Here is a 20505-nt window from a genome sequence, read left to right as displayed (position 1 = left end):
TCCGATGTTAAGGTAAGAGGGAGAGATTAGAAAATAAAAATCACCCTAACAAATTCGTTAAGGTGATAAGGTCATTACTCAGCTGGAGGAGTAAACGTACGTTTTTCTAATTCCGCATCTAGCATAAATAAAGCGTTAGAATCGCTTGTAATACGTTTTAGTTTCTGAATGATGCTATCGAAAGAAGCTTCTTCTTCAACTTGTTCATCAACGAACCATTTCAAGAAAGTAATTGTAGCGTGTTCACGCTCGTCCCATGCAATATCAGATAAGTTATAAATACGTTTTGTTACTTCGCGTTCGTGTTCTAATGCAATTTCAAATGCACTTAAAACGGACTCGTAGTCATTGTTTGGATTTTCAAATCCAGTAATAATCGCGCGCTCTCCGCGGTCATTAATATAATTGTAAAGCTTCATTGCGTGGAAACGTTCTTCTTCTGCTTGTACAAGGAAAAAGTTTGCAAATCCATCATAGCTTTCTGCCGTGCAGTAAGCCGCCATTGCCATATAAACATGGGCAGAGTAAAATTCAAAGTTCATTTGATCATTTAGTGCATCGTGTAATTTTGTAGATAACATAAAAATCCTCCCTTGTATAATATCGGTAATATTATATCATGAATGATAAGATTCTCATTTAGTTTCTCCCGCATTAACGGGCAGTAATACTCCTATCTCAATATTCAGTGAAAAAGAAGGAGACGGTTAGGAGGGAAACCGCCCGTAAAAGCCCGATTGGTTTAACTAACCATCAGTGAGGAGGGAAAAATCCTCACTGATGGAAGTTTCACTTTATTGGAAACGTTTGGAAAGTTTTTCTGCATGTGCCTCCATAATATCTTGTAAGTCTAAATCATATTTTTGAGAAAGAATAATAAGATTAGCAAGTACATCCCCAAGTTCTTCTTTTAACTCTATTTTCAATTCTTCTTCTTGTTTTTCCTGCTCATCTGGGCGATCACGTCCAATTTCAATCGCGCGCACAACGCGTGAAACTTCGCCTACTTCTTCCACTAAGAAATTTAAGCGAATAAAAGAGTTATATTGTGACCAGCTTCGTTTTTCGTAAAAATCCTCGACCCATCTTTGAAATTCAGCTATATTCATTTCTTTCTCATCCCCTCAATATGTTGTACAATATTCATTGTATCATAACAATATATAGTTTTGGGGTGTAGGTATGAGAAAGGTTTGTGTGTTTGCAGGTTCTAATCTAGGAGAGAGATCTGAGTTTAAGGAGCAAGCAATTAAGCTTGGAGAGGTACTTGTTCAAAATAATTATGAATTAGTATATGGCGGTTCATGTGTCGGTTTAATGGGAGAAGTAGCCAATGAAGTGCTTCGTTTAGGTGGTCGTGTCACAGGTGTTATGCCTCGCGGGTTATTTCGCGGAGAAATTGTTCATGAAGGATTAACAGAATTAATTGAAGTGGAGACAATGCATGAACGTAAAGCGAAAATGGGAGAGCTAGCAGATGCATTTATCGCGCTGCCGGGTGGCTATGGAACATTTGAAGAATTGTTTGAAGTAGTATGCTGGTCACAAATTGGGATTCATGATAAACCAGTTGGCTTATTAAATATTAAAGGGTTTTATGAGCCAATTTTGCAAATGGTTGATCGCGCAGCAGAAGAAGGATTTATGAATCCATCGAATAAAGAGTTAATTGTTTCAGCAACTACTGCTGATGAATTGATTCAGAAAATGCAAGATTATAAACGACCTGTTATGGGGAATAAGTGGAAGCAGTTATCATAATAAAAAAAGGCATTCCATATTATTTCGGAATGCCTTTATCAGTTTTATTATTTTGTTTCTTATATAAGTACCAACCGCTCCAACCACCAGCGATGGCAAGGACAATGAGGAAAGGATAACTTCTTGTGTCTACGGTCAGATTGAAAATATTTGCTATACCTAAAGCAATTCCAACAGTTAGTAAGGCGAAAAATGCTCGAATCAAATAGTCTTTCAACTGAACCACTCCCGTCATTTGATGGTGATACTAGAATACTTTATATAAATCCACATTGAAAAGTTGATATAAAACCTAATCTTTCTAGGTGGGAGAGAGCGTTCGGCCATGCATAGTAGCGGTCAGACCCTTTTTTAGCTCCATGCCGAATGAAAACAAATGTAGAAAGCGAGTGGAAATCCCTTTTTGTTTTCAGAGCCGCAATGTAGATGTCAGCAAATCAAAATGGATATATACCTAAATGATGAATAGTTGTTTAGACTAGACTGTATTTTCTATATTTTAACATAAAAATTATTGAAATATGGCAGTAAATAACTAAATCCCCCAAAATGAATTGGGAGATTTAGTTAGCGAGCCGCTTTCGCTTTTAGTTTAAGAATGCGCGTAGCATCCAAGCGTGTTTTTCTAATTCTATGTAGATGCCAAGTAGTAAGTCAGATGTCATTTCGTCGTCAGCATCTTGTGCGATTTCCATGCCTTTTTTCAATTCAACTAACATCATTTCGTAGTCCTTCATAATCGCTTCTACCATCCCTTCTGCAGTTTCTCCGTAAGCTGCTTCTTGAATAGAAGATAGTTCTAAGTATTCTTTCATTGTCGCTACTGGTTTGCCGCCAATTGCTAAAATACGCTCTGCAATTTCATCGATGTGTCCAGCTGCTTCTGTATAAAATTGTTCAAATTTCTCATGTAGTGTAAAGAATTGAGGTCCTTTTACATACCAATGGAAGTTGTGTAGTTTTGTAAATAATACGTTCCAGTCTGCTACTTGTTTGTTTAATACTTTGATTACTTGTGTGTTCATATGATCAATCTCCTTTTGAGTTATTATATTGTATCGTTTACTAATTTATAATTATTATAATCTAGTAATTGATATAAATCAACCTTTTCCAAACAGTATTTTTGAACATTTTTTGAACTAGGTGTAATGTGATATTGCAATATGTGTTTATTTTTTATCGTATTGTGGCATATGTATAGGAAAAGGGATTTTAGAAAGGAGAATGGAGGTCAATGGAACTCCAGTTTCAAAACGTATATCAGCAAGCTGGGAATTGGTACGTGCTGGATTCAGAGTTTCCATGGGATATTCAGCAGGTGAAAAATGATGTATTTTCACTTATTGAGCAGCGTGAAATTCCGGTTATTTTTTGCGATACGTGTGATACAAATGATGTGCTTGTAAAATTAGGAGAAGAAGAAGAAGAGTTTTTATTTCCTTTAAACGGTTTTTATCATAAAGAAAGACAAATGATTTTTGTTTGCATGTGGGAACAGTATGAACAAGTGCTCAAAACTTTACTGCATGAGTTTCGGCATTCGATGCAGCATGAAAACAATGTATTGTATATAGAAAAAGAAGTATATGAGGCACGTTGGATTGAAAGGGATGCTAGGGCATTTGCTGAACGTAAAATGAATGAATATATGAGAAGGAATATAAACTAACGTATAGTGGTGGGAACATCACTATCTTTTTGTTTTTAACTTACTAAAATAAAGTATTTGACAATTATAAAGTTTAGTTCTAAACTATGTATATCAAGCAAGCGAGGTGATGGAATGAAAGCAGAAGAAAGACTTGGACTATTATTATGGTTCCGTTTATCACGTTTTTATAACAGAAGCGTTCGCGAGACAAATCAACATTTGAAAGAGTGGGGTTTATCTGCTGCTCAGTTTGATGTGTTAGCTCAAATCGGTGGACATAATCGATTAACACAGCAGGAGCTTGGGAAAAAGTTATTTGTTACAAAAGGGAACATCACGCAGCTTTTAAATAAGATGGAGCAACTAGGGTGGATTAAGCGAGAACAAGAAGGGACTACGAAATATCTTTCGTTAACAGAAGCTGGGAAAGTTTTATATGGAGAAACTGTCCCGCCCCAAGAAACGTTTCAAGCGGAACAATTTAATAAATTAGATCAAAATGAACAGAAACAATTATTAGAATTACTGAGAAAGTTACAATAAAAAATTTCAAATAAATATCTCGAATTCGAGATAATATGAGGTGAAGGATATGTTTAAAAAAATTGATCATAAAAATATGGGAAGAGCGAATCATGGGTGGTTAAATACACATTTTCATTTTTCATTTGCAGATTATTATAATCCAGATAATATGCACTTCGGAGCACTTCGTGTTATTAATGATGATTTAGTAGCAGCACAAACAGGGTTTGATATGCATCCACATCGTGATATGGAGATTATTTCTTATGTTGTAGATGGTGAGTTAACACACCAAGATAGCATGGGAAATCGCGGTACAATTGAGCGTGGACATGTACAGTATATGAGCGCTGGTACAGGTGTCTTTCATAGTGAACATAATTTAGGAAATGAGACGTTACGTCTATTACAAATTTGGATTTTACCAGATCGTGCTGGTCATACGCCAAACTATGGTGAGTTTAAATTTGATTGGAACAAGCGTGAAAATACATGGTTCCATATGGTGTCTCCAGTTGACGGCGGTGCACCAATTGCGATTCACCAAGATGCAAATCTATACTCTCTATTGTTAGAAGCAGGAAAAGAAATTAGTTTCCCTGTTAGTGAAGGACGCCAAGTGTATCTTGTACAAATTGAGGGAAGCAGCGTAGTAAATGGTGAGACGCTTGTCATGCGTGATGCAGCAGAAGCAGTTGAAGAAGATATTCGTATTCAAGCAACAGAACAATCACATTATTTAGCAATTGAGATGAAAAAACAATAAGAGGCAATATAAATAAAAAAGAGATAGCGCAATGAAAATAATGCGCTATCTCTTTTTGTGTTTTCTTAATGTCTCACACGAAGCATCTTGAATACTTTTAAGACTAGAATGAAAAATAGATTTGCTAATGCGGTACCGATAAAGAAAATAGCGAGAACAAATTCATTTAGCCCGTTATTGAACAGAAACTGAGCGTAGAAGAGGACAGCAAATATTGTTGAAACGATAGCAGGTAGAAAATATGTGATTGTTTTGTGCTGTAGTTTGATGAACAGGAGGAAAGTCGCTAATAAGGTTATCGGACAGAAGGAATACATAATTATTTGAGCTAACATTATCTCACAACCTTTCAAAGTTAAAATATGATTCAAGTTAATATGCAATGTTAGCTAGATTTTTTATATGCAGATTTCTTTAAATATACTACAATTGGAATTTTTTAGGTGGAGTTGCGAGAATATTTTTTCTCAATATTTTTTAAAAGGATATATTTCCCTTTTAACGAAATGTATAAAAGTGTCAAAAAATTTTTGGGGAATGGGGAGTGTTAGATTGAAAAAGCAAGTCGTTTCATCAGCATTAGCTTTCTCTGTTATCGCAGCAGGTTTTGGGGCATTTGGAGCAACAAAAACACAAGCGGAAGAACAAAAAGTGCAATACCACCAAGAATTTAAAACACCAGCTTACATAGGTGAGGAATGGAAAGCTCCAAAAGGATTAGATAAAAAAGAAACAGTATTTCAGTACTTAGAGAGTAAGAAGGACATGTTTAAATTAACAGGAAATATTGATAAACACTTTAACATTGTTGGGGAAGAAAAAGATGCAGAATCGGGTACAACACATGTGAAGTTAGTTGAGAAACATAATAATATTCCTGTGTATGGTTCAGATCAAACAGTGGCACTCGATAAAGACAATAATGTAAAAGCGTTCTTCGGGCAAGTTATCCCGAATTTAGAAGATAAAAATATTCCGGCTGCAGCGAGCATTACTGATGAGAAAGCGGTAGAAATTGCGAAAGCTGATATTGAGAAAGAAATTGGCAAAGTAAATCAATATGATGGTGTGAAAAAAGATTTATATGTGTATGAAAAGGATGGACAATATTATCTTTCATACCTTGTAAAAGCATCTGTTTCAAAACCAGCTCCAGGTTACTGGCATTACTTTGTTGATGCAACAAATGGAAATGTGATTGAGAAATATAACGCAATCGATCATATTACTGGTTTTGGATATGGCGTGTTAGGACAGAGAGAATCATTTGAAATTGCTCAAGATGCAAAAACGGGAGCATTTAATTTATTTGATGGCAAACGTGGAAAGGGTGTTCATACGTTTGATGCACAAAATATGGATGAGAACTGGTTTAATCTCTTCTCACAATGGCTTGGATATACAGGTGAAGAAATAGAAAGTAAATCGAAGTTCTTTGGAGATAAAGCAGCTGTCGATGCGCATGTAAACGCAGGAAAAGTATATGATTATTATAAAAAGGTATTCCAACGTAATTCTTTTGATAATCAAGGTGCGAAGTTAATTTCTACTGTTCACGTAGGTGAAAGTTGGAATAATGCTGCGTGGAACGGGATACAAATGATGTATGGAGATGGGGATGGAAAAACATTTATTCCATTATCTGCAGGCTTAGATGTTATTGCTCATGAGTTAACGCATGCTGTAACAGAGCATACAGCAAATCTTGTATATAAAGATGAGTCTGGTGCATTAAACGAATCGCTATCTGATATTTTCGGTGCGATGGTAGACCGTGATGATTGGGAGCTTGGGGAAGATATTTACACACCAGGTAAACCAGGAGATGCGCTACGTTCCTTGAGTGACCCTGCTTCTATTAAAAACCCATTAAAACCAACTGAGGGCTATCCAGATCATTACGACAAACGTTATAAAGGAACAGCTGATAATGGCGGTGTTCATATTAACAGTAGTATTAATAACAAGGCAGCATATTTAGTGTCTGAAGGTGGCACTCATTATGGTGTGAAAATAAATGGCGTTGGCCGCGAAGCAACAGAAAAAATTTACTATCGTGCTCTTTCCAAATATTTAACTGCAAACTCTAACTTTAAAATGATGCGCCAAGCTGCAATTCAATCTGCGACAGATTTATATGGTACAAATTCTAAAGAAGTACAAGCTGTAACGAAAGCTTATGACGCAGTTGGTGTAAAATAGAAGAATAGTATGTGTATCGTTCTTTAATGGATAAGCTACCTTGTTTCCCCCTGTAAAAGCTACAGGGGATTTTTTTTATATTACGTTTTACGAGCTATTGTTTCTTTATATAACTTCTCCGTTTTTCTTCGGGTCTGAGGATTTTCCTGCTCGTTAGGACGGGGGCTTATTACGTTATGATGGGATAAAAAAATAAGAAGGATGTTTAAAAACATCCTTCTTATTTTTTTATGTGATATTAATCGCGAATGCCTAATGCGATTTTAGCCATACGTGACATACGCTCTTTTGACCAAGGTGGATTCCAAACTACATTGACCTCTATTTCATTTACCTCTGGTACATTTGTAGATAATACTTTTTTGACATCTGATACGATTTGTCCCGCCATTGGGCAACCGATTGAAGTCATTGTCATTGTAATAACAGCATTATTATTTTCATCTGCTGTCACATCATAGACTAAACCAAGATTGATAATATCAACACCTAATTCAGGATCAATAACAGCCTCTAAATTGGCATATAATTTCTCTTCGAATTCTTGCGACATGCACAACACTCCTAATATTAATGATATCGATTCTCATTATAAAGGAAATAAGATAAAGATGCAGTGAAATAGCTCACAGTGTTTTTTTACAATCTTTCCTATACTGATTATAAGTATGTAGGGAGGAGCGAGATGGAAAATGAATTATGATGAAAATCCTTTTATTGTAATATGGGAAGTAACGCGTGCTTGTGAATTAAAATGTCTGCATTGCCGAGCGGAAGCGCAGTATAGGAGAGACCCGAGGGAACTAACTTTCCTTGAAGGGAAAAGATTAATTGATGAAATATATGAAATGGATCAGCCAATGCTAGTTTTTTCAGGCGGGGATCCGCTTATGAGAGAAGATATTTATGAGTTAGCAGATTATGCAGTGCAAAAAGGATTACGTGTTTCGATGACGCCGAGTGCAACTCCGAATGTAACGAAAAGGGCGATTCAAAAAGCAAAAGAGGTTGGACTTGCACGATGGGCCTTTAGTATCGATGGTGCTACAGCTGAGACACATGACCGTTTTCGTGGCGTGGCAGGGTCTTTTCAGCTTACGATGGATGCGATTCAATATTTAAATGAGTTACAGATTCCAGTCCAAGTGAATACAACTATTTCTAAGTACAATGTTCATGAAATAGAGAAGATGGCAGCGCTTGTTGAAAAATTAGGCGGTGTGCTATGGAGCGTATTTTTCCTTGTTCCAACCGGAAGGGGAAATGTAGATGATATGATTTCGCCAGTAGAACATGAACTTGTATTTCGTAAATTATATGAAATAGGTAAAACGGCATCGTTTGATATAAAGACAACAGCTGCCCAACATTACCGCCGCGTTGTGATGCAACAAAAAAATAAGGAAGTACAAAGCAAGAAAAGAATGTGTTATGAAGATGCACTTCAAAATGGCTTAACCGGAAAAATTGATGGCTTAGGACGAGCGCCAAAAGGCGTGAATGATGGCAACGGTTTTGTTTTTATTTCACATATTGGCGATGTGTATCCAAGCGGGCTATTACCAATTCAAACTGGAAATGTGAGAGAAAAACGATTACGGGATATTTATCGTCACTCCCCAATTTTTCAAGCATTACGTAATCCAGATGGCTATAAAGGGAAGTGTGGGAAGTGTGAATACCGCTATATATGTGGGGGTTCTCGTTCTAGAGCATATGCAATAACCGGTGATTATTTAGAGAGCGAGCCATATTGCGTATATGTACCGAAAGTTTTAAGAAGAAAAATGTGAAAATCCTATTGTCTTTTTAGTATACATCATGTATACTTCTAATTAGTTAATAACGATTATCAATATCAACTAAAACATTACTCTTCGTTATGTTGGTCATACCCCTTTTGACTGCGTAAGTCAGAGACAAAATGTTGAAATACCTTGTGTCCTATTCTACAGAATTATGGTAATCTCCAACCTCAACTTATATGCGTTAAGCATGCAAACAGGATCCTATCCGTGAAGGGATCCTTTTTTGCATGATATCGTTGCGATTAATGTATAAAGTTCTAGGATACGTTCTTCCATTCCTTCTGGGGCTGAAGAAGGGAAGACCCATCGTTGGTGTGGACCTCGCTCTTCAATGAGCTTTTCGATGCATAGGTTTGCCCCGCGACTTCTGTAATAATTTCTCCTAACGTCCAGCGGCGAATCATCGTTTTAGGCAGTAGCTCTTGCTGCGCTTTATCTAGTAGAATGCTATAAGCAACGTTATCTTCAATTACTTCTTCAGAAAAATAATCTCCGCTTGCCTTAAACTTTTGATCATCTATCGCTAATAACTTTGTATAAAGAGGATGATAGTCACGAAGTATAAAAATACCCCCGTCTTTTAGAAGCCCTGAGATTAATTTGAAAAGTGGTTTGAGATCTAAAAAGTAATGAAGTACACCGAGTTCTAGTAATACAACATCGAATGATGGAGAAGATGTCATTTCTAGTACATTTGAAACAATATATTCAATCGAAACCTTCGCAGCATCTGCTAGCTCATTTGCATACTTTGCGTTACTCTCAGAAATATCTACAACGGTTACATCGGCTCCTAATAATGCGAGGGCTACAGCTTTATTTCCTTTGGAGCCAAGTAAATTGATGATTCGTTTCCCTTGTGGATTTTGTATATAAGGTAAGTAGTGGGCTACTTCATGAGCAGGATCTTGCATAAGTTTTTTTGCGTATTCCTTTGGAGTACCGTGCCGATTCGTCCACGCTTCATAAGCTGCTGCACTCCAGCCTTTGTTATTAATTGTACTTAATTGTTGTTGATTCAATGAAATCACTCCTTTTTTTGAACATATAAATATTCGCAAGAAAGGTTTCATTTCCTGTTTTTTAAAAAAAATGATTTTTCTGTATATTAATTATAAAATACGTGTTATATATGAAAAGCATTGAAAAGGAAAAGTAGAATGAAACCATTCTTTCCAGAGAGCTTCGGAAGCTGAGAAGAAGCAAGAATATTCATTTGAAAAATGGCCTTTGAGCTGCGTCCCGAACTTATCAAATGATAATAGTAGGCGGCGACGAGAGTTGGTTCTCGTTATCAAAACCACAGTATAAGAGCATGAGTATTGCTCCGTACTTGACGAGGTCAGCTATGTGAATAGTTGACGAAATAAGGTGGTACCGCGACTGTTTATACAGCCCCGCCCTTATCTTTTCTGAAGATAGGGACGGGGCTTTTTATATTTTAAAGGAGGAATAGAAGATGAGCATTTTTATTGGTGGAGCTTGGCCGTATGCGAATGGATCGTTACATCTTGGTCATGTTGCGAGTTTATTACCAGGAGATATTTTAGCGCGTTACTATAGAGCAAAAGGAGAGAAAGTTCTTTACGTATCAGGAAGTGATTGTAATGGAACGCCAATTGCCATTCGGGCAAAACAAGAAGGGGTTACCGCAAAAGAAATTGCTGATCATTATCATGAAGAATTCCAGCGGTGTTTTCAGCATCTTGGGTTTACGTATGATTGTTATACACGTACAGATGCACAGCACCATCATGAAACGGTACAAAAGATTTTCTTAAGCTTATTAGAAGAAGGCTTTATTTATAAAAAGACCGTTGAACAAGCATATTGCGAAACATGTGCACAATTTTTACCGGATCGATATGTAGAAGGCGTTTGTCCGCATTGCCATGAATCAGCTCGTGGTGATCAATGTGATGCATGCTCAGCCATTTTAGATCCGCTCGATTTATTAGAAAAGAAATGTAAGTTATGTGGAAGTACGCCAGCAGTTAAGGAAACAGAGCATTTTTATTTTGCATTGCATAAATTTCAGCAGCAGATGAAAGATGCAGTAGCGGTTGCGAAACAACAAGGAGAGTGGCGTGATAATGCGGTTCAATTAACAGAGCGTTACTTACAAGAAGGATTACAGGACCGAGCTGTATCACGCGATTTACCAATTGGAGTACCAATTCCAGTTAAGGGATATGAGGATAAGAAAATCTATGTGTGGATTGAAGCAGTGTCAGGTTATTATGCAGCAAGTAAACGATGGGCTAAAGAAACAGGGAAAGATGACGGAGAGTTCTGGAGTAGTAGTGCGAAGACGTACTATGTGCATGGTAAGGATAATATTCCGTTCCATTCTATTATTTGGCCAGCTGTATTGCTTGGAATCGGAGAAGAGGCCATTCCGCGTCATATTGTTTCCAATGAATATTTAACTGTTGAGAAACGAAAATTATCGACAAGTAAAAACTGGGCGGTATGGGTACCGGATATATTAGAGCGTTATGATCCAGATTCGATTCGTTATTTCTTAACGGTGAATGCACCAGAAAATCGCGATACCGATTTTTCTTGGCGTGAATTTATTTATAGCCATAACAGTGAGCTTTTAGGTGCATATGGGAATTTTGTAAATCGTACACTAAAGTTCATTGAGAAATATTATGACGGTGCTGTGCCAAAAGGTCATGTGAATTTAGAACTGAAAGAAAGAGTGGAGGGATTATATCGCAGTGTAGGGAATGCAATTGAACAGGCTCATTTTAAAGTAGCATTAGAAACAATCTTTGAAACAGTGCGCTTTGCGAATAAGTATTTTGATGAGCAGGCGCCTTGGAAGCAAAGAGAAGAAGATCCTGCAGCTTGTGAAGAGACGATTTACACCTGTGTATATTTTATTGTGAATCTTGCGCAGTTACTTGAGCCGTTTTTACCGTTTTCTAGTGAAAGAGTGCGGAATATGCTATCGATTACGAATACGAGTTGGAAATGTGAAAGTACATTGCCAGAGCGGGTGAGTGATGTGCAACCATTGTTTGAAAGAATTGATGTAAAAGTAATTGAAAAAGAGGTAGAAAAGCTATACGCGGCATTAAAGTAGAAAGGGGAATGTTACAAAACTACAAGAAGAAATAGAGCAAACTGCCGAGAGTTGGGTGGCTCAAAATAGTAAATGAAATCTTATCCCGCATTAACGGGCTGTAATACTCCCACCTCAAAACTTAAGAAAATGCGAAGAAGTTTAGGTGGGAGATAAACAGCCCATAAAAGCCCGATTGTTGAGGGCTGACAATCAGTGGGGGATGGAGAAAATCCCCACTGATTGAAGTTTCACTTTATCGGCGATTTCCTAAATATATCGATGCTTCGGTAAATAACGACAAAAAACAAGAGTTTCCCGGATCTTGTTTCTCAATACTCTATGAAAAGAGCACACAATGTGCTCTTTTTTAGGCGCTTTGTTCTATATTACGTTTCTTCTCTTTTCGTGTAGTAAGAAATTGAGGTGTGAAAATACCAACTAATATGCAAACAATGCCAAGCCATTGCAATGGCGATACGACTTCATGAACAAGTGTAATAGAAGCGATGATTGCTGTTGGCAGTTCAGCAGCTCCTAAAATAGTTCCAAGTCCTGTTCCTACTTTTGGGACGCCAATGGAGAAGCAAATGACTGGAACGACAACACCGAAGAATCCAAGGAAGAATGCATATTTCCATAGTCCGGCCTGTAACGCACCATCTGTTAAGAAGGTTGGCGGGAAAATTAAGCAAACGATAAGTGTAGCACTTGTCGTCATTAAAAAGCTTTTCGTATACGGTGGTACATTAGTAGCAACGCGTCCGCTTGCAAAAATATAAAAGGAAAAAGAGACAGCGGCTAATAGTCCAAAGATAATGCCTTTTGTAGAGAAGTTTTGGCCAAGACCTTCGAACACACCACCTGCAAATAATGTTCCGGCAAATAAAATGATAATCGAGATAATCTTTTCACGACTTGGAAATGTTTTGTTAGCAATTGCTTCAATGACTACGCCAATCCATGTGAATTGAAAGAGTAAGACAACGGCAATGGATGCTGGTAATTCTTCTACAGAAATAGCGTAAAAAATCCCGGTCATGCTCATTGCTGTTCCGACAGCCAATAAGGAAAATATTTGTTTTTTCGAGATTTTATGACGTGAGAAGAAAAGAACGAGTAATAAAAGTCCAACCCAGCCAAATACATATTGTCCACCTAATAGCTCATGCGCAGAAAAACCATTCATAAAGCCGAGCTTGAAAATTGTTGAAAGTACGCCATAGCTGCAGGCGCCAAATAAAACTAATAGCGAAAACTTAAATTTCTCCATAAAAAGCCTCCTTTTTCAAATAAAAAACGCCCGCTATCCAATGAAGGACAACGGGCGAACGAAACAGAGTAAAAACTCTACAAAATTCCGCCACTCACAAAAGCGTGTGAGTTTGGTGATAGAAAAATAAGAAATAAAACAATTGCTAGTTATTATGATTCTAGTTTATAGCAATCTCATTTATATTTTCAATACAAATGAGATTTTTTGAAGTAAACTATACGAAAATAAGAGAAAAACGTAATTTTTTCGTATATAATAAAGGAGAAATGAAAAAAATTGCAAATATATAATAGATATTAGGGGAATTTGCATGAATATGGGTTATTTTAGTATTAACCTTACGAAAATGTAATCTAAATGTAAGTTATTGTGATAGTTATTTCGACAATTTTTTTATACAATAATAGTAACAGTTTGTACGTGATAGACGCTGTAGATTAAAGGGAAAAGGAGAGATCGACATGGAATGGATTCATGAATTATTTCAACAATACGGTTATTATGTAGTCCTTGTGGGATTGCTGTTAGAATATATTGCACTTCCGTTTCCAGGAGAACCAACATTAGCGTACGCTGGTTTCTTGGCGCATAATGGAGACTTACAATTATCACTTTTAATTATTTTATCATTTATTGGTACAAGTGTTGGGATGACAGTTCAGTACTTTTTAGGTAATAAACTTGGTATGCCTTTTGTGCAAAAATACGGTAAATATGTGTTTTTAACACAGAAAAAGATTGATTTAACGAGAATGTGGTTTGATAAATATGGATATTTTCTTATTTTCATCGGCTTCTTTATTCCCGGCGTACGTCACTTTACTGGGTACTTTGCGGGGATTATTAATTTACCGTTCCGTCGCTTTGCGATAACGATCTACTCTGGCGCTCTATTCTGGGTATCTTTCTTCTTAATCGGTGGGTATTGGTTAGGTGGAAATTTACATGATATCTTCGGATTAATGGGACAACACATAGGGAAAATTATTTTCGGAGTGATTGTAATTGTAGCAATTACATTAGGCGTTCGTTTCCGCAAACAATTAAAACGTGTATTTGTACAAAGTGTAAATTAATATGGAATCCATTCTATGTCGATAATTGGAAGAGGTAGTGCTTATAGGCACTATCTCTTTTTTATAATGCTTGTTTGTTTTGAACTTAGCTTATCAATTAAGAGTGAGCACAAGATTGCATAGAAGAAAAGAGCATAAGTCCAAGGGTTATATAGGGCATTAGATATGAAATCTCATATAAATCAAATTCATTTGTTATAAAGAAAAGTATTCCAAAAGAAAGATAGAGAATAAAAGCTGCCGAAAGTTTGATGAGAAGATAAGAAAAATTTGATTTTTTCTCCATATTGCATCTCGCATATTATGTATTTTAAATATATTATATAGAACTTTCTAATATGACGACATAATTATTTTTGACATATATTAATGTCAAAATGACAATGATAATTGACAATAAAGATGAAATTATTTACAATTTTAATTAATTAAATGAAAAGAGGTTACATATGAAGCTTCAAAATCGAGTGAGAGAATTTCGGGCGAAGCATCGAATGTCACAAGGTGAGTTAGGGAAAGCAATTGATTCATCGCGGCAGACGATTAGCTTAATTGAGCGAGGTGATTATGCGCCATCGATTGTTTTGTCGCTTAAGATTGCGCAAGTTTTTGGGGTGCCGGTAGAGGATATATTTACGTTAGTTGAGGGGGAAGAAGATGGAGAGTAGGATAAAAGGTACAATGTTTTTTATTATAAAATTCTTAATGTCTATGCTAGTGGGGGCAATCGTTGGATACATACTAGTTCATTATTTTGATGTTAGGTCAACTAAAGATGATTCTTATGTCGCGATAGCTGCGCTGTTTATGTTTTGTGCAGCAGGGTTATTCTTGTTTGGAAAGAATGTGCGAACATTAGCAAAGTTACGTGATGAAGAAGAAAATATACAAGGACGTAGGCTAGGAACTATGCTCATTTATTTACGTATAAGTGAAGTTATTGTGTGGTCTTGGGCGAGTTGTGCTGCCATTATGTATTATCGATCATTTACAGCCGGAACTCCTGCATTATTTGAAATTGTAAACTTTGTTATAGCTACTGTATGTTTGATTCTTGTCATATGGAGTGGCCTTATAATGAAGAATCGATATAACAAGTTATACCCAGAACAATCCGTTACATATTCACAGTCTATGGAAATGTGGGCGAGAAATGCAGATGAGGGACAAAAGCATATCGTTCATGAAGCCGGTTACAAAGCATATCAATTTACAAATGGTGTGCTTGCATGGGCATGGATTCTGTCAATTGGTTATACAGTTGTAAGGGAAGCGGATTTCTTTCTAATCGGTATCATTTCATTTGTTTGGATACTACATATCGGGAAATACATGTATGAAATGCATAAAAAAATGATTTATTAATGTTAAAGATTACAGAGGAGAGAAAAACGGTGGATATTTTGAAAAGGCCAGCTTTTTCTATAGTGATTGCTTTTGCCTGTTCAGTTATATATGGATGAATTAGACCGGAAAAAATACAAGACTTATTGGAACTGTGGGGAGCACTGGTTATTTTAGTGCTTGTTCTTGCCATTCATGAACTGGGGCATGTTATTTTTGGTTTGTTAAACGGTCTAAAGTTTAAATTTATGTTAGCAGGCCCTATTATTGTTCAAAAAGAGGGAGAGAAAATACGGATAAGAGAAAATAAAATGTGGATGTATTTTGGAGGCTTAGCTACGTTATTACCTCCGTCTATACATACAGCAAATCTTTCAAAAAAGTGGGCATGGATGACGCTAGGTGGACCGATAACAAGTTTAGTTTTCGGTATTGTGTCAGGATACATATATATGGTGAGTTACTATCAATTTCTTTTATACTTTTCTGTATTACATTTAGCCATCTTTTTAGCTACAGCGATTCCAATGAAGGAAATTATGCTTAGTGATGGGAAACAGTTTTTAATTTTAATTAAAGGTGATGAAAAGGCAAAGCAACATTTACATAGTATTCAAGTATCTAGTGAGTTGTGGAGCTGCAAACGACCAAAAGAATGGGATGAAAAGTTAGTAGAAATAAGTGAAGAAAAAATAAAGGGCGATGAAGAGGTAAGAGAAATGCTGAGTGATCTGATGCTTACGTTTTATTCACGATGTGATAGAGAAGGAATGGCGACAGGAATCACTTGCTTAGAACAGGCTTTACAAATACCTGTTACAAAAGAAAATAAATATTTTGTTGGTGGTTTTCATAGTTGGTATGTGTTACATAAAGTGCTATATGATATAGACGCTGTTTCTTTACAAGATATGAAGCAGCATGCGACAGCTATAACAAAATTGGACCCGCATGGGTATTACCGCACACATGCGATTTTAAAATATTTAGAGAAGGATGCGGAATCCTTTCATACGTATATGAAAAAGGCTGAAAGTGAGCTGAAGTATGCCGAAAAGAGTGGAGCCGGTTATTTACAATTAGAACGAGAATGGTTCCAGCTTTTGCAACAGAAACTAGTAATCTAAGGATATCTTACGCCAGGTGAGATATCCTTTTTTCTGTATGTAATTTTATTCGGTTCTATAAATGTAAGGGGGGAGAGTAGAATGAAAGGACTTCCTTCAGTAGGAAGAAGAGAACGTTGTGGAGGCAGTACATATGGGTATTTTGACGCTTATTTTGTTACTATTGCTTATTTATGTGTTTTGTAAAGTGACATATGTAGCATTGAAGCTATTGGCGATTGTGTTAATTATTGTATTTATCGTTCAGTTTGGAGAGAAACTACTGGGACTCTGAGGAGTGACGGCGTGTCAAACTTTGGCGAACGGTCGATATGTTGTGTCGAATCGCCGATATATTGTGAGAAATGGTCGATATATTTGAATTATCGCCGATATATATCAGTAAATACATACTGGGGTATACAGATTGAAATAAAAAAGAGGCTGGAAGATTTATCTCTCAGCCTCTTTTTTATTAAGAATTACTTTCGACTCCGCGGCCAGTCTCTTCTTCAGGATCTTGCAATAGGTTAAATACATCTGCTAAGCAAAATGCAATAAACCAAGTCCAAAGGCCGTGGAAGAAAGCTGAGCTTAATTGAAGTGGTAATGTATAATTTGTCATTGAGTAGGAAATACATCCCCCGACGATTCCGATCATTGTTAATAGCATTGTTTTTTGAGCGTTTTCTTCTGGATTAAGGAGGAAGAAAATGTATCCACCTAATATTGAAGCGCTTACAAGTGATTCGATTCCATTAAAAACGATATGTTCTCCAAGCTGAATGTTTGTCCAGAAGCAAATCGTACCACCGATGATAGCAAACAGTACAGCCACTATATAGCGTATATTTTGATTCATATGTTCATCTCCTTATGTAATAAGATGATTTGGAAGTCAAAAAGGTAGGTATAATAAATAGAAGTGAGTGTTAGTTGTACGTATCTTTTTTAATAAAAAGATTAAAGAAGAATAACTAAGATGATCGGCCTTTTTTAAACCGTTTCTTGTATGATGTGATAATAATTAGTTATTACGTAAACTTGCATTGAGATATACCCGACTTCTCGTTTCTTTTTGCTTATAAAAGTAAGAGAAACTCCCAAGTCTATACATTCTTTTTTGTAAGTCTTATTGTATTATAACATATTTAACGAGAGAATAATAGAATTATCTGATTTTGTAATAAGTGTAAAACAATTTTAAAAAGGATATCATATGGATTAATATTCCATTTTGTTGTATAATTATTTTGACTGAATTTTTAGTTAATTAAGAGGGGGGCATTAGATGGGGACGCAAAAGCAGCACATTATAGTGACACCTACGAAAAGTATAGGGATTTCTTTAGTATTAACGTTTTTGTTTGGTTCTTTTGGAATGTTGTATTCAACAATTATTGGTGCAATTATTATGATTATTATTGAGTTAATTGTCGGTATTGTAACATTTGGTATTGGACTGTTTGTTACACATTTTATTTGTATGGTATGGGGAGCGATTGCCGCTCATAATTACAATCAAAGATTATTGAGGGGAACGAATACATATACATCGTAAATTAGCTAGTATAGTTTCCTTCGGCATTAGATAAATAAAGACGCAAGGAATTGTAATTCCTTGCGTCTCTTCTTATATACGTTTGAAACGTCCAACGATTTCAACGGTTTCTGTAATATTCATAAATGCATGATTATCTACTTGACGAATAATGCGTTTCATTTCTCCTAATTCGTAACGGGTTACGACGGTGTAAATCATTTTTTTCTTATGGTTGGTATAGCCGCCGACAGCGTCTACCATCGTCACACCACGTATGCCGTGATGCAGTAGTGCGCTTTTAATTTCCTCGCCTTTTTCTGTAATTGTCATGATCGTTAATTTAATGTGTTTTGTATGGACAGCATCGATTACCTTGCTGACAACAAAACGGCTAATTAACGTGTACAGTGTAATGTCCCATCCGAAAATAAAGCCAGCGACAACAAGTAAGATTAAGTTGAAGCCGAAAATAATAGCGCCAATCGAAATGTCTTTATATTTCGCTACAATCAATCCAACAATATCAAATCCACCAGTCGAAGATGCAAATCGGAATATAATCCCTGAGGCTGCACCACAGATAACACCACCAAATACAGAAGAAAGTAAAATATCATCTGATACTTGATGCACTGGGATGATATTCATGGCAAGTGATGATACTGCCACGAAATAAGCTGTTAAAAAGGTTGTCTTCTTTCCTAAGTAAAAGTGACTTAAAATGAGAAGCGGGATGTTTAGTAAAAAGATAAGTGCACCGATATTATAGTGCATTAAATAACCGATAATCATCCCCACACCAGCGAAACCACCGCTAATCATATTATGCGGGATAAAAAACATGTTCATTGAAATAGCATACAAAATGGAAGCTATAAAAATAACAATCAATTGTATTATAAATTCTAAATGAAATGTTCTAGCTGCTGGGAAGGATAAAAAGGCGGTGTCGGGAACGTAATCGGCGTCTCCTAATTGACCCATAGTATGTTTCATCTCCATATTCATTTTTGATTACAAGAAGAGAATAATGCTTTTTTCAAAAACTGGCAATAGTTTTATTATAATGCAAAAATTTTATAAATTTCTAAAAAATCAAGCCTATTCAGTTATATGTGTGAATATACTAAAGAAAGCGAATACAATGATTTTCTATATTATTTTTGTGAGAGAATATGCAAAACCTTTTTTTGAAAATAAAAGGAAATAGAGAACGTTTAGAGAATGTGCTAGAATGAACATATTAAGGATGTGAAGCGATGGAATTTTTATTGCAAGATGCAATTCTATATATAACGTTTGTAACGACAGCGCTTTGTTTATTAGAAGTCTTTTTTCTCGCTAATATTTCTCGCTTTGTACGGCAGCAAACATCAAGCGGTAGACAAAGAGCTTTCGCATTCGTTGATACATGTGAAGAACATATAGGAAATACTCCGCTTTTTTCCATCTTCTATAAATATGGAATGGTTCGATCAGTTCGTAGACAAGAATCAAGCGGAGAGAGTGACGAGATTGGTCCGTATACACCAATGTTTCGCTAATTAATTACGAAACATTGGAGGAATGAACATGTTAAAATCATACCGAGCTGTGCTCGTTAGTTTATCATTATTACTTGTTTTTGTTTTATCTGGGTGTAGCAGTACGGCACCAATTGATGCAAATAGTACCGGGATTTGGGATCACTATTTTGTTTACCCAATTTCACTTATGCTTCAATTTGTGGCGCATCATGTACCTGGTGGAAGCTTCGGGATTGCTATCATTATCATTACGCTTATTGTTCGATCAGCGATGATTCCATTAGCTGTTTCGCAATATCGTGGTCAAATGAAAATGAAAAAAATGCAACCAGAACTTCAAAAGTTGAAACAAAAATATGGTAATGTAAGCAAAGATATTGAAAAGCAAAAACAATATCAAAAAGAAATGTCAGAACTAATGAAAACAGGCGGTTGGAATCCATTAGCTGGTTGCTTACCACTTTTGATACAAATGCCAATTTTCTCGGCATTGTACTATGCGATTAGCCGAACGGAAGAGATTCGTACATCTTCGTTTTTATGGGTAAACTTAGGACATGCAGATCCGTATCATATTTTACCGATTCTTGCAGCACTAGCTACGTTTATTCAAATGAAAATTATGCAGTCAAATACATCGGCAGGAGAGCAAGTCCCAATGCTTAAAATGCAGCAGTTTATGATGCCGGCGATGATTTTATTTATGGGGTTTGCCGCACCATCAGGACTTGTGTTGTACTGGGTTACAGGTAATATATTTACAATGGTGCAAATGATTGTATTACGAAAAGTAATGGAACGTGAAGAGGTACAATTACAAAATGCATAGAAGAAAGCCACTCTAA

23 protein-coding genes, 1 pseudogene and 1 other annotated feature are annotated in these 20505 nt (G+C 36.2%); of the genes and pseudogenes, 15 read left to right on the top strand and 9 right to left on the bottom strand.

What is annotated here, in order from left to right; genetic code table 11:
• Positions 1-74: 74 nt before the first annotated feature.
• Complete coding sequence (locus LOK41_RS24645; protein ID WP_000953326.1) at positions 75-581, bottom strand: ferritin; 507 nt, start codon at positions 579-581, stop codon at positions 75-77.
• Between the two features lie 213 nt (positions 582-794).
• Positions 795-1109 (bottom strand): MazG-like family protein, encoded by a 315-nt coding sequence (locus LOK41_RS24640; RefSeq protein ID WP_241818714.1) that lies wholly within the window; start codon positions 1107-1109, stop codon positions 795-797.
• 73 nt (positions 1110-1182) lie between these two features.
• Here LOK41_RS24640 and LOK41_RS24635 point away from each other — a divergent pair, with 73 nt between their 5' ends.
• Complete coding sequence (locus LOK41_RS24635; protein ID WP_277818752.1) at positions 1183-1761, top strand: LOG family protein; 579 nt, start codon at positions 1183-1185, stop codon at positions 1759-1761.
• A gap of 19 nt (positions 1762-1780) precedes the next feature.
• Here the strand turns inward: LOK41_RS24635 and LOK41_RS24630 are convergent, their stop codons facing one another.
• Positions 1781-1978: a hypothetical protein gene (locus LOK41_RS24630; RefSeq protein ID WP_241818713.1), complete on the bottom strand. Its 198-nt coding sequence runs from the start codon at positions 1976-1978 to the stop codon at positions 1781-1783.
• A gap of 370 nt (positions 1979-2348) precedes the next feature.
• Positions 2349-2786 (bottom strand): Dps family protein, encoded by a 438-nt coding sequence (locus LOK41_RS24625; RefSeq protein WP_241818712.1) that lies wholly within the window; start codon positions 2784-2786, stop codon positions 2349-2351.
• Positions 2787-2998: 212 nt separating this feature from the next.
• Between LOK41_RS24625 and LOK41_RS24620 the strand changes: the two genes are divergently transcribed.
• The 4 genes from LOK41_RS24620 (at position 2999) to LOK41_RS24605 (ending at position 6908) form a co-directional block, all read left to right on the top strand.
• Entirely contained in the window at positions 2999-3433 is a 435-nt protein-coding gene (locus LOK41_RS24620) for a DUF3920 family protein (protein ID WP_241818711.1), read from the top strand.
• A gap of 114 nt (positions 3434-3547) precedes the next feature.
• Positions 3548-3958 (top strand): MarR family winged helix-turn-helix transcriptional regulator, encoded by a 411-nt coding sequence (locus tag LOK41_RS24615; RefSeq protein WP_241818710.1) that lies wholly within the window; start codon positions 3548-3550, stop codon positions 3956-3958.
• Between the two features lie 49 nt (positions 3959-4007).
• A complete protein-coding gene (locus tag LOK41_RS24610) occupies positions 4008-4706 on the top strand; it encodes a pirin family protein (RefSeq protein ID WP_241818709.1) in 699 nt (232 codons plus the stop codon).
• A gap of 552 nt (positions 4707-5258) precedes the next feature.
• Positions 5259-6908, top strand: coding sequence for a M4 family metallopeptidase (locus LOK41_RS24605; protein WP_241818708.1), 1650 nt, complete (start codon positions 5259-5261; stop codon positions 6906-6908).
• Positions 6909-7146: 238 nt separating this feature from the next.
• Here LOK41_RS24605 and LOK41_RS24600 read toward each other — a convergent pair whose 3' ends face one another.
• Entirely contained in the window at positions 7147-7461 is a 315-nt protein-coding gene (locus tag LOK41_RS24600) for a metal-sulfur cluster assembly factor (RefSeq protein ID WP_000076465.1), read from the bottom strand.
• 139 nt (positions 7462-7600) lie between these two features.
• Between LOK41_RS24600 and LOK41_RS24595 the strand changes: the two genes are divergently transcribed.
• A complete protein-coding gene (locus tag LOK41_RS24595; RefSeq protein WP_241818707.1) occupies positions 7601-8701 on the top strand; it encodes a TIGR04053 family radical SAM/SPASM domain-containing protein in 1101 nt (366 codons plus the stop codon).
• Positions 8702-8917: 216 nt separating this feature from the next.
• Here LOK41_RS24595 and LOK41_RS24590 read toward each other — a convergent pair.
• A pseudogene (locus LOK41_RS24590) lies at positions 8918-9738 on the bottom strand (class I SAM-dependent methyltransferase).
• A gap of 111 nt (positions 9739-9849) precedes the next feature.
• Positions 9850-10124: a binding site (T-box leader), on the top strand.
• 51 nt (positions 10125-10175) lie between these two features.
• Between LOK41_RS24590 and metG the strand changes: the two are divergent.
• Positions 10176-11810: a methionine--tRNA ligase gene (metG, locus tag LOK41_RS24585; RefSeq protein WP_241818706.1), complete on the top strand. Its 1635-nt coding sequence runs from the start codon at positions 10176-10178 to the stop codon at positions 11808-11810.
• 349 nt (positions 11811-12159) lie between these two features.
• Here the strand turns inward: metG and LOK41_RS24580 are convergent, their stop codons facing one another.
• Complete coding sequence (locus LOK41_RS24580) at positions 12160-13062, bottom strand: EamA family transporter (RefSeq protein ID WP_241818705.1); 903 nt, start codon at positions 13060-13062, stop codon at positions 12160-12162.
• A 464-nt stretch (positions 13063-13526) separates the two neighbouring features.
• Here LOK41_RS24580 and LOK41_RS24575 point away from each other — a divergent pair, with 464 nt between their 5' ends.
• From LOK41_RS24575 to LOK41_RS24555, 5 genes are all read left to right on the top strand, one after another.
• Positions 13527-14141, top strand: a complete 615-nt coding sequence (locus tag LOK41_RS24575) for a DedA family protein (protein WP_241818704.1) — start codon at positions 13527-13529, stop codon at positions 14139-14141.
• A 449-nt stretch (positions 14142-14590) separates the two neighbouring features.
• Positions 14591-14809, top strand: a complete 219-nt coding sequence (locus LOK41_RS24570; protein WP_174100951.1) for a helix-turn-helix transcriptional regulator — start codon at positions 14591-14593, stop codon at positions 14807-14809.
• Positions 14799-15506 carry a DUF3169 family protein gene (locus LOK41_RS24565; RefSeq protein ID WP_241818703.1) on the top strand — a complete coding sequence of 236 codons (708 nt, stop codon included), beginning with the start codon at positions 14799-14801 and terminating at the stop codon, positions 15504-15506. Before LOK41_RS24570 ends, LOK41_RS24565 begins: the two co-directional genes overlap by 11 nt.
• A gap of 98 nt (positions 15507-15604) precedes the next feature.
• Entirely contained in the window at positions 15605-16612 is a 1008-nt protein-coding gene (locus tag LOK41_RS24560; RefSeq protein WP_241818720.1) for a M50 family metallopeptidase, read from the top strand.
• A 133-nt stretch (positions 16613-16745) separates the two neighbouring features.
• Positions 16746-16886 carry a DUF3985 family protein gene (locus LOK41_RS24555; RefSeq protein WP_241818702.1) on the top strand — a complete coding sequence of 47 codons (141 nt, stop codon included), beginning with the start codon at positions 16746-16748 and terminating at the stop codon, positions 16884-16886.
• Between the two features lie 180 nt (positions 16887-17066).
• Here the strand turns inward: LOK41_RS24555 and LOK41_RS24550 are convergent, their stop codons facing one another.
• Complete coding sequence (locus LOK41_RS24550; protein WP_241818701.1) at positions 17067-17453, bottom strand: DUF3938 domain-containing protein; 387 nt, start codon at positions 17451-17453, stop codon at positions 17067-17069.
• Positions 17454-17882: 429 nt separating this feature from the next.
• Between LOK41_RS24550 and LOK41_RS24545 the strand changes: the two genes are divergently transcribed.
• Positions 17883-18152, top strand: coding sequence for a hypothetical protein (locus LOK41_RS24545; RefSeq protein ID WP_241818700.1), 270 nt, complete (start codon positions 17883-17885; stop codon positions 18150-18152).
• A 72-nt stretch (positions 18153-18224) separates the two neighbouring features.
• On the opposite strand, the gene LOK41_RS24540 is transcribed toward LOK41_RS24545, so the two are convergent.
• Positions 18225-19118, bottom strand: a complete 894-nt coding sequence (locus LOK41_RS24540) for a YitT family protein (RefSeq protein ID WP_174100946.1) — start codon at positions 19116-19118, stop codon at positions 18225-18227.
• 275 nt (positions 19119-19393) lie between these two features.
• Here LOK41_RS24540 and LOK41_RS24535 point away from each other — a divergent pair, with 275 nt between their 5' ends.
• Together LOK41_RS24535 and LOK41_RS24530 are read left to right on the top strand one after the other, a co-directional pair.
• A complete protein-coding gene (locus tag LOK41_RS24535; protein ID WP_241818699.1) occupies positions 19394-19678 on the top strand; it encodes a hypothetical protein in 285 nt (94 codons plus the stop codon).
• Positions 19679-19706: 28 nt separating this feature from the next.
• Positions 19707-20489 (top strand): membrane protein insertase YidC, encoded by a 783-nt coding sequence (locus LOK41_RS24530; RefSeq protein WP_241818698.1) that lies wholly within the window; start codon positions 19707-19709, stop codon positions 20487-20489.
• The last annotated feature ends 16 nt before the right edge of the window (positions 20490-20505 follow it).

Origin of the sequence: Bacillus sp. TL12, assembly GCF_022625245.1 — a bacterium.
In the GTDB taxonomy this organism is placed as follows: Bacteria; Bacillota; Bacilli; order Bacillales; family Bacillaceae_G; genus Bacillus_A.
The sequence above is the reverse complement of the archived record's forward strand: the minus strand, read 5'-3'. Positions and strand labels throughout refer to the sequence as shown.

Excerpts from the sequence above, each read along its gene's own strand:
- LOK41_RS24535 (WP_241818699.1), top strand. The coding sequence starts at position 19,394 with ATGGAATTTTTATTGCAAGATGCAATTCTATATATAACGTTTGTAACG.
- LOK41_RS24595 (WP_241818707.1), top strand. The coding sequence starts at position 7,601 with ATGAATTATGATGAAAATCCTTTTATTGTAATATGGGAAGTAACGCGT.
- LOK41_RS24620 (WP_241818711.1), top strand. The coding sequence starts at position 2,999 with ATGGAACTCCAGTTTCAAAACGTATATCAGCAAGCTGGGAATTGGTAC.
- LOK41_RS24550 (WP_241818701.1), bottom strand. The coding sequence starts at position 17,453 with ATGAATCAAAATATACGCTATATAGTGGCTGTACTGTTTGCTATCATC.
- LOK41_RS24615 (WP_241818710.1), top strand. The coding sequence starts at position 3,548 with ATGAAAGCAGAAGAAAGACTTGGACTATTATTATGGTTCCGTTTATCA.
- LOK41_RS24635 (WP_277818752.1), top strand. The coding sequence starts at position 1,183 with ATGAGAAAGGTTTGTGTGTTTGCAGGTTCTAATCTAGGAGAGAGATCT.
- LOK41_RS24540 (WP_174100946.1), bottom strand. The coding sequence starts at position 19,118 with ATGGGTCAATTAGGAGACGCCGATTACGTTCCCGACACCGCCTTTTTA.
- LOK41_RS24610 (WP_241818709.1), top strand. The coding sequence starts at position 4,008 with ATGTTTAAAAAAATTGATCATAAAAATATGGGAAGAGCGAATCATGGG.
- LOK41_RS24555 (WP_241818702.1), top strand. The coding sequence starts at position 16,746 with ATGGGTATTTTGACGCTTATTTTGTTACTATTGCTTATTTATGTGTTT.
- metG (WP_241818706.1), top strand. The coding sequence starts at position 10,176 with ATGAGCATTTTTATTGGTGGAGCTTGGCCGTATGCGAATGGATCGTTA.
- LOK41_RS24640 (WP_241818714.1), bottom strand. The coding sequence starts at position 1,109 with ATGAATATAGCTGAATTTCAAAGATGGGTCGAGGATTTTTACGAAAAA.
- LOK41_RS24625 (WP_241818712.1), bottom strand. The coding sequence starts at position 2,786 with ATGAACACACAAGTAATCAAAGTATTAAACAAACAAGTAGCAGACTGG.
- LOK41_RS24565 (WP_241818703.1), top strand. The coding sequence starts at position 14,799 with ATGGAGAGTAGGATAAAAGGTACAATGTTTTTTATTATAAAATTCTTA.
- LOK41_RS24575 (WP_241818704.1), top strand. The coding sequence starts at position 13,527 with ATGGAATGGATTCATGAATTATTTCAACAATACGGTTATTATGTAGTC.
- LOK41_RS24645 (WP_000953326.1), bottom strand. The coding sequence starts at position 581 with ATGTTATCTACAAAATTACACGATGCACTAAATGATCAAATGAACTTT.
- LOK41_RS24570 (WP_174100951.1), top strand. The coding sequence starts at position 14,591 with ATGAAGCTTCAAAATCGAGTGAGAGAATTTCGGGCGAAGCATCGAATG.
- LOK41_RS24600 (WP_000076465.1), bottom strand. The coding sequence starts at position 7,461 with ATGTCGCAAGAATTCGAAGAGAAATTATATGCCAATTTAGAGGCTGTT.
- LOK41_RS24530 (WP_241818698.1), top strand. The coding sequence starts at position 19,707 with ATGTTAAAATCATACCGAGCTGTGCTCGTTAGTTTATCATTATTACTT.
- LOK41_RS24545 (WP_241818700.1), top strand. The coding sequence starts at position 17,883 with ATGGGGACGCAAAAGCAGCACATTATAGTGACACCTACGAAAAGTATA.
- LOK41_RS24580 (WP_241818705.1), bottom strand. The coding sequence starts at position 13,062 with ATGGAGAAATTTAAGTTTTCGCTATTAGTTTTATTTGGCGCCTGCAGC.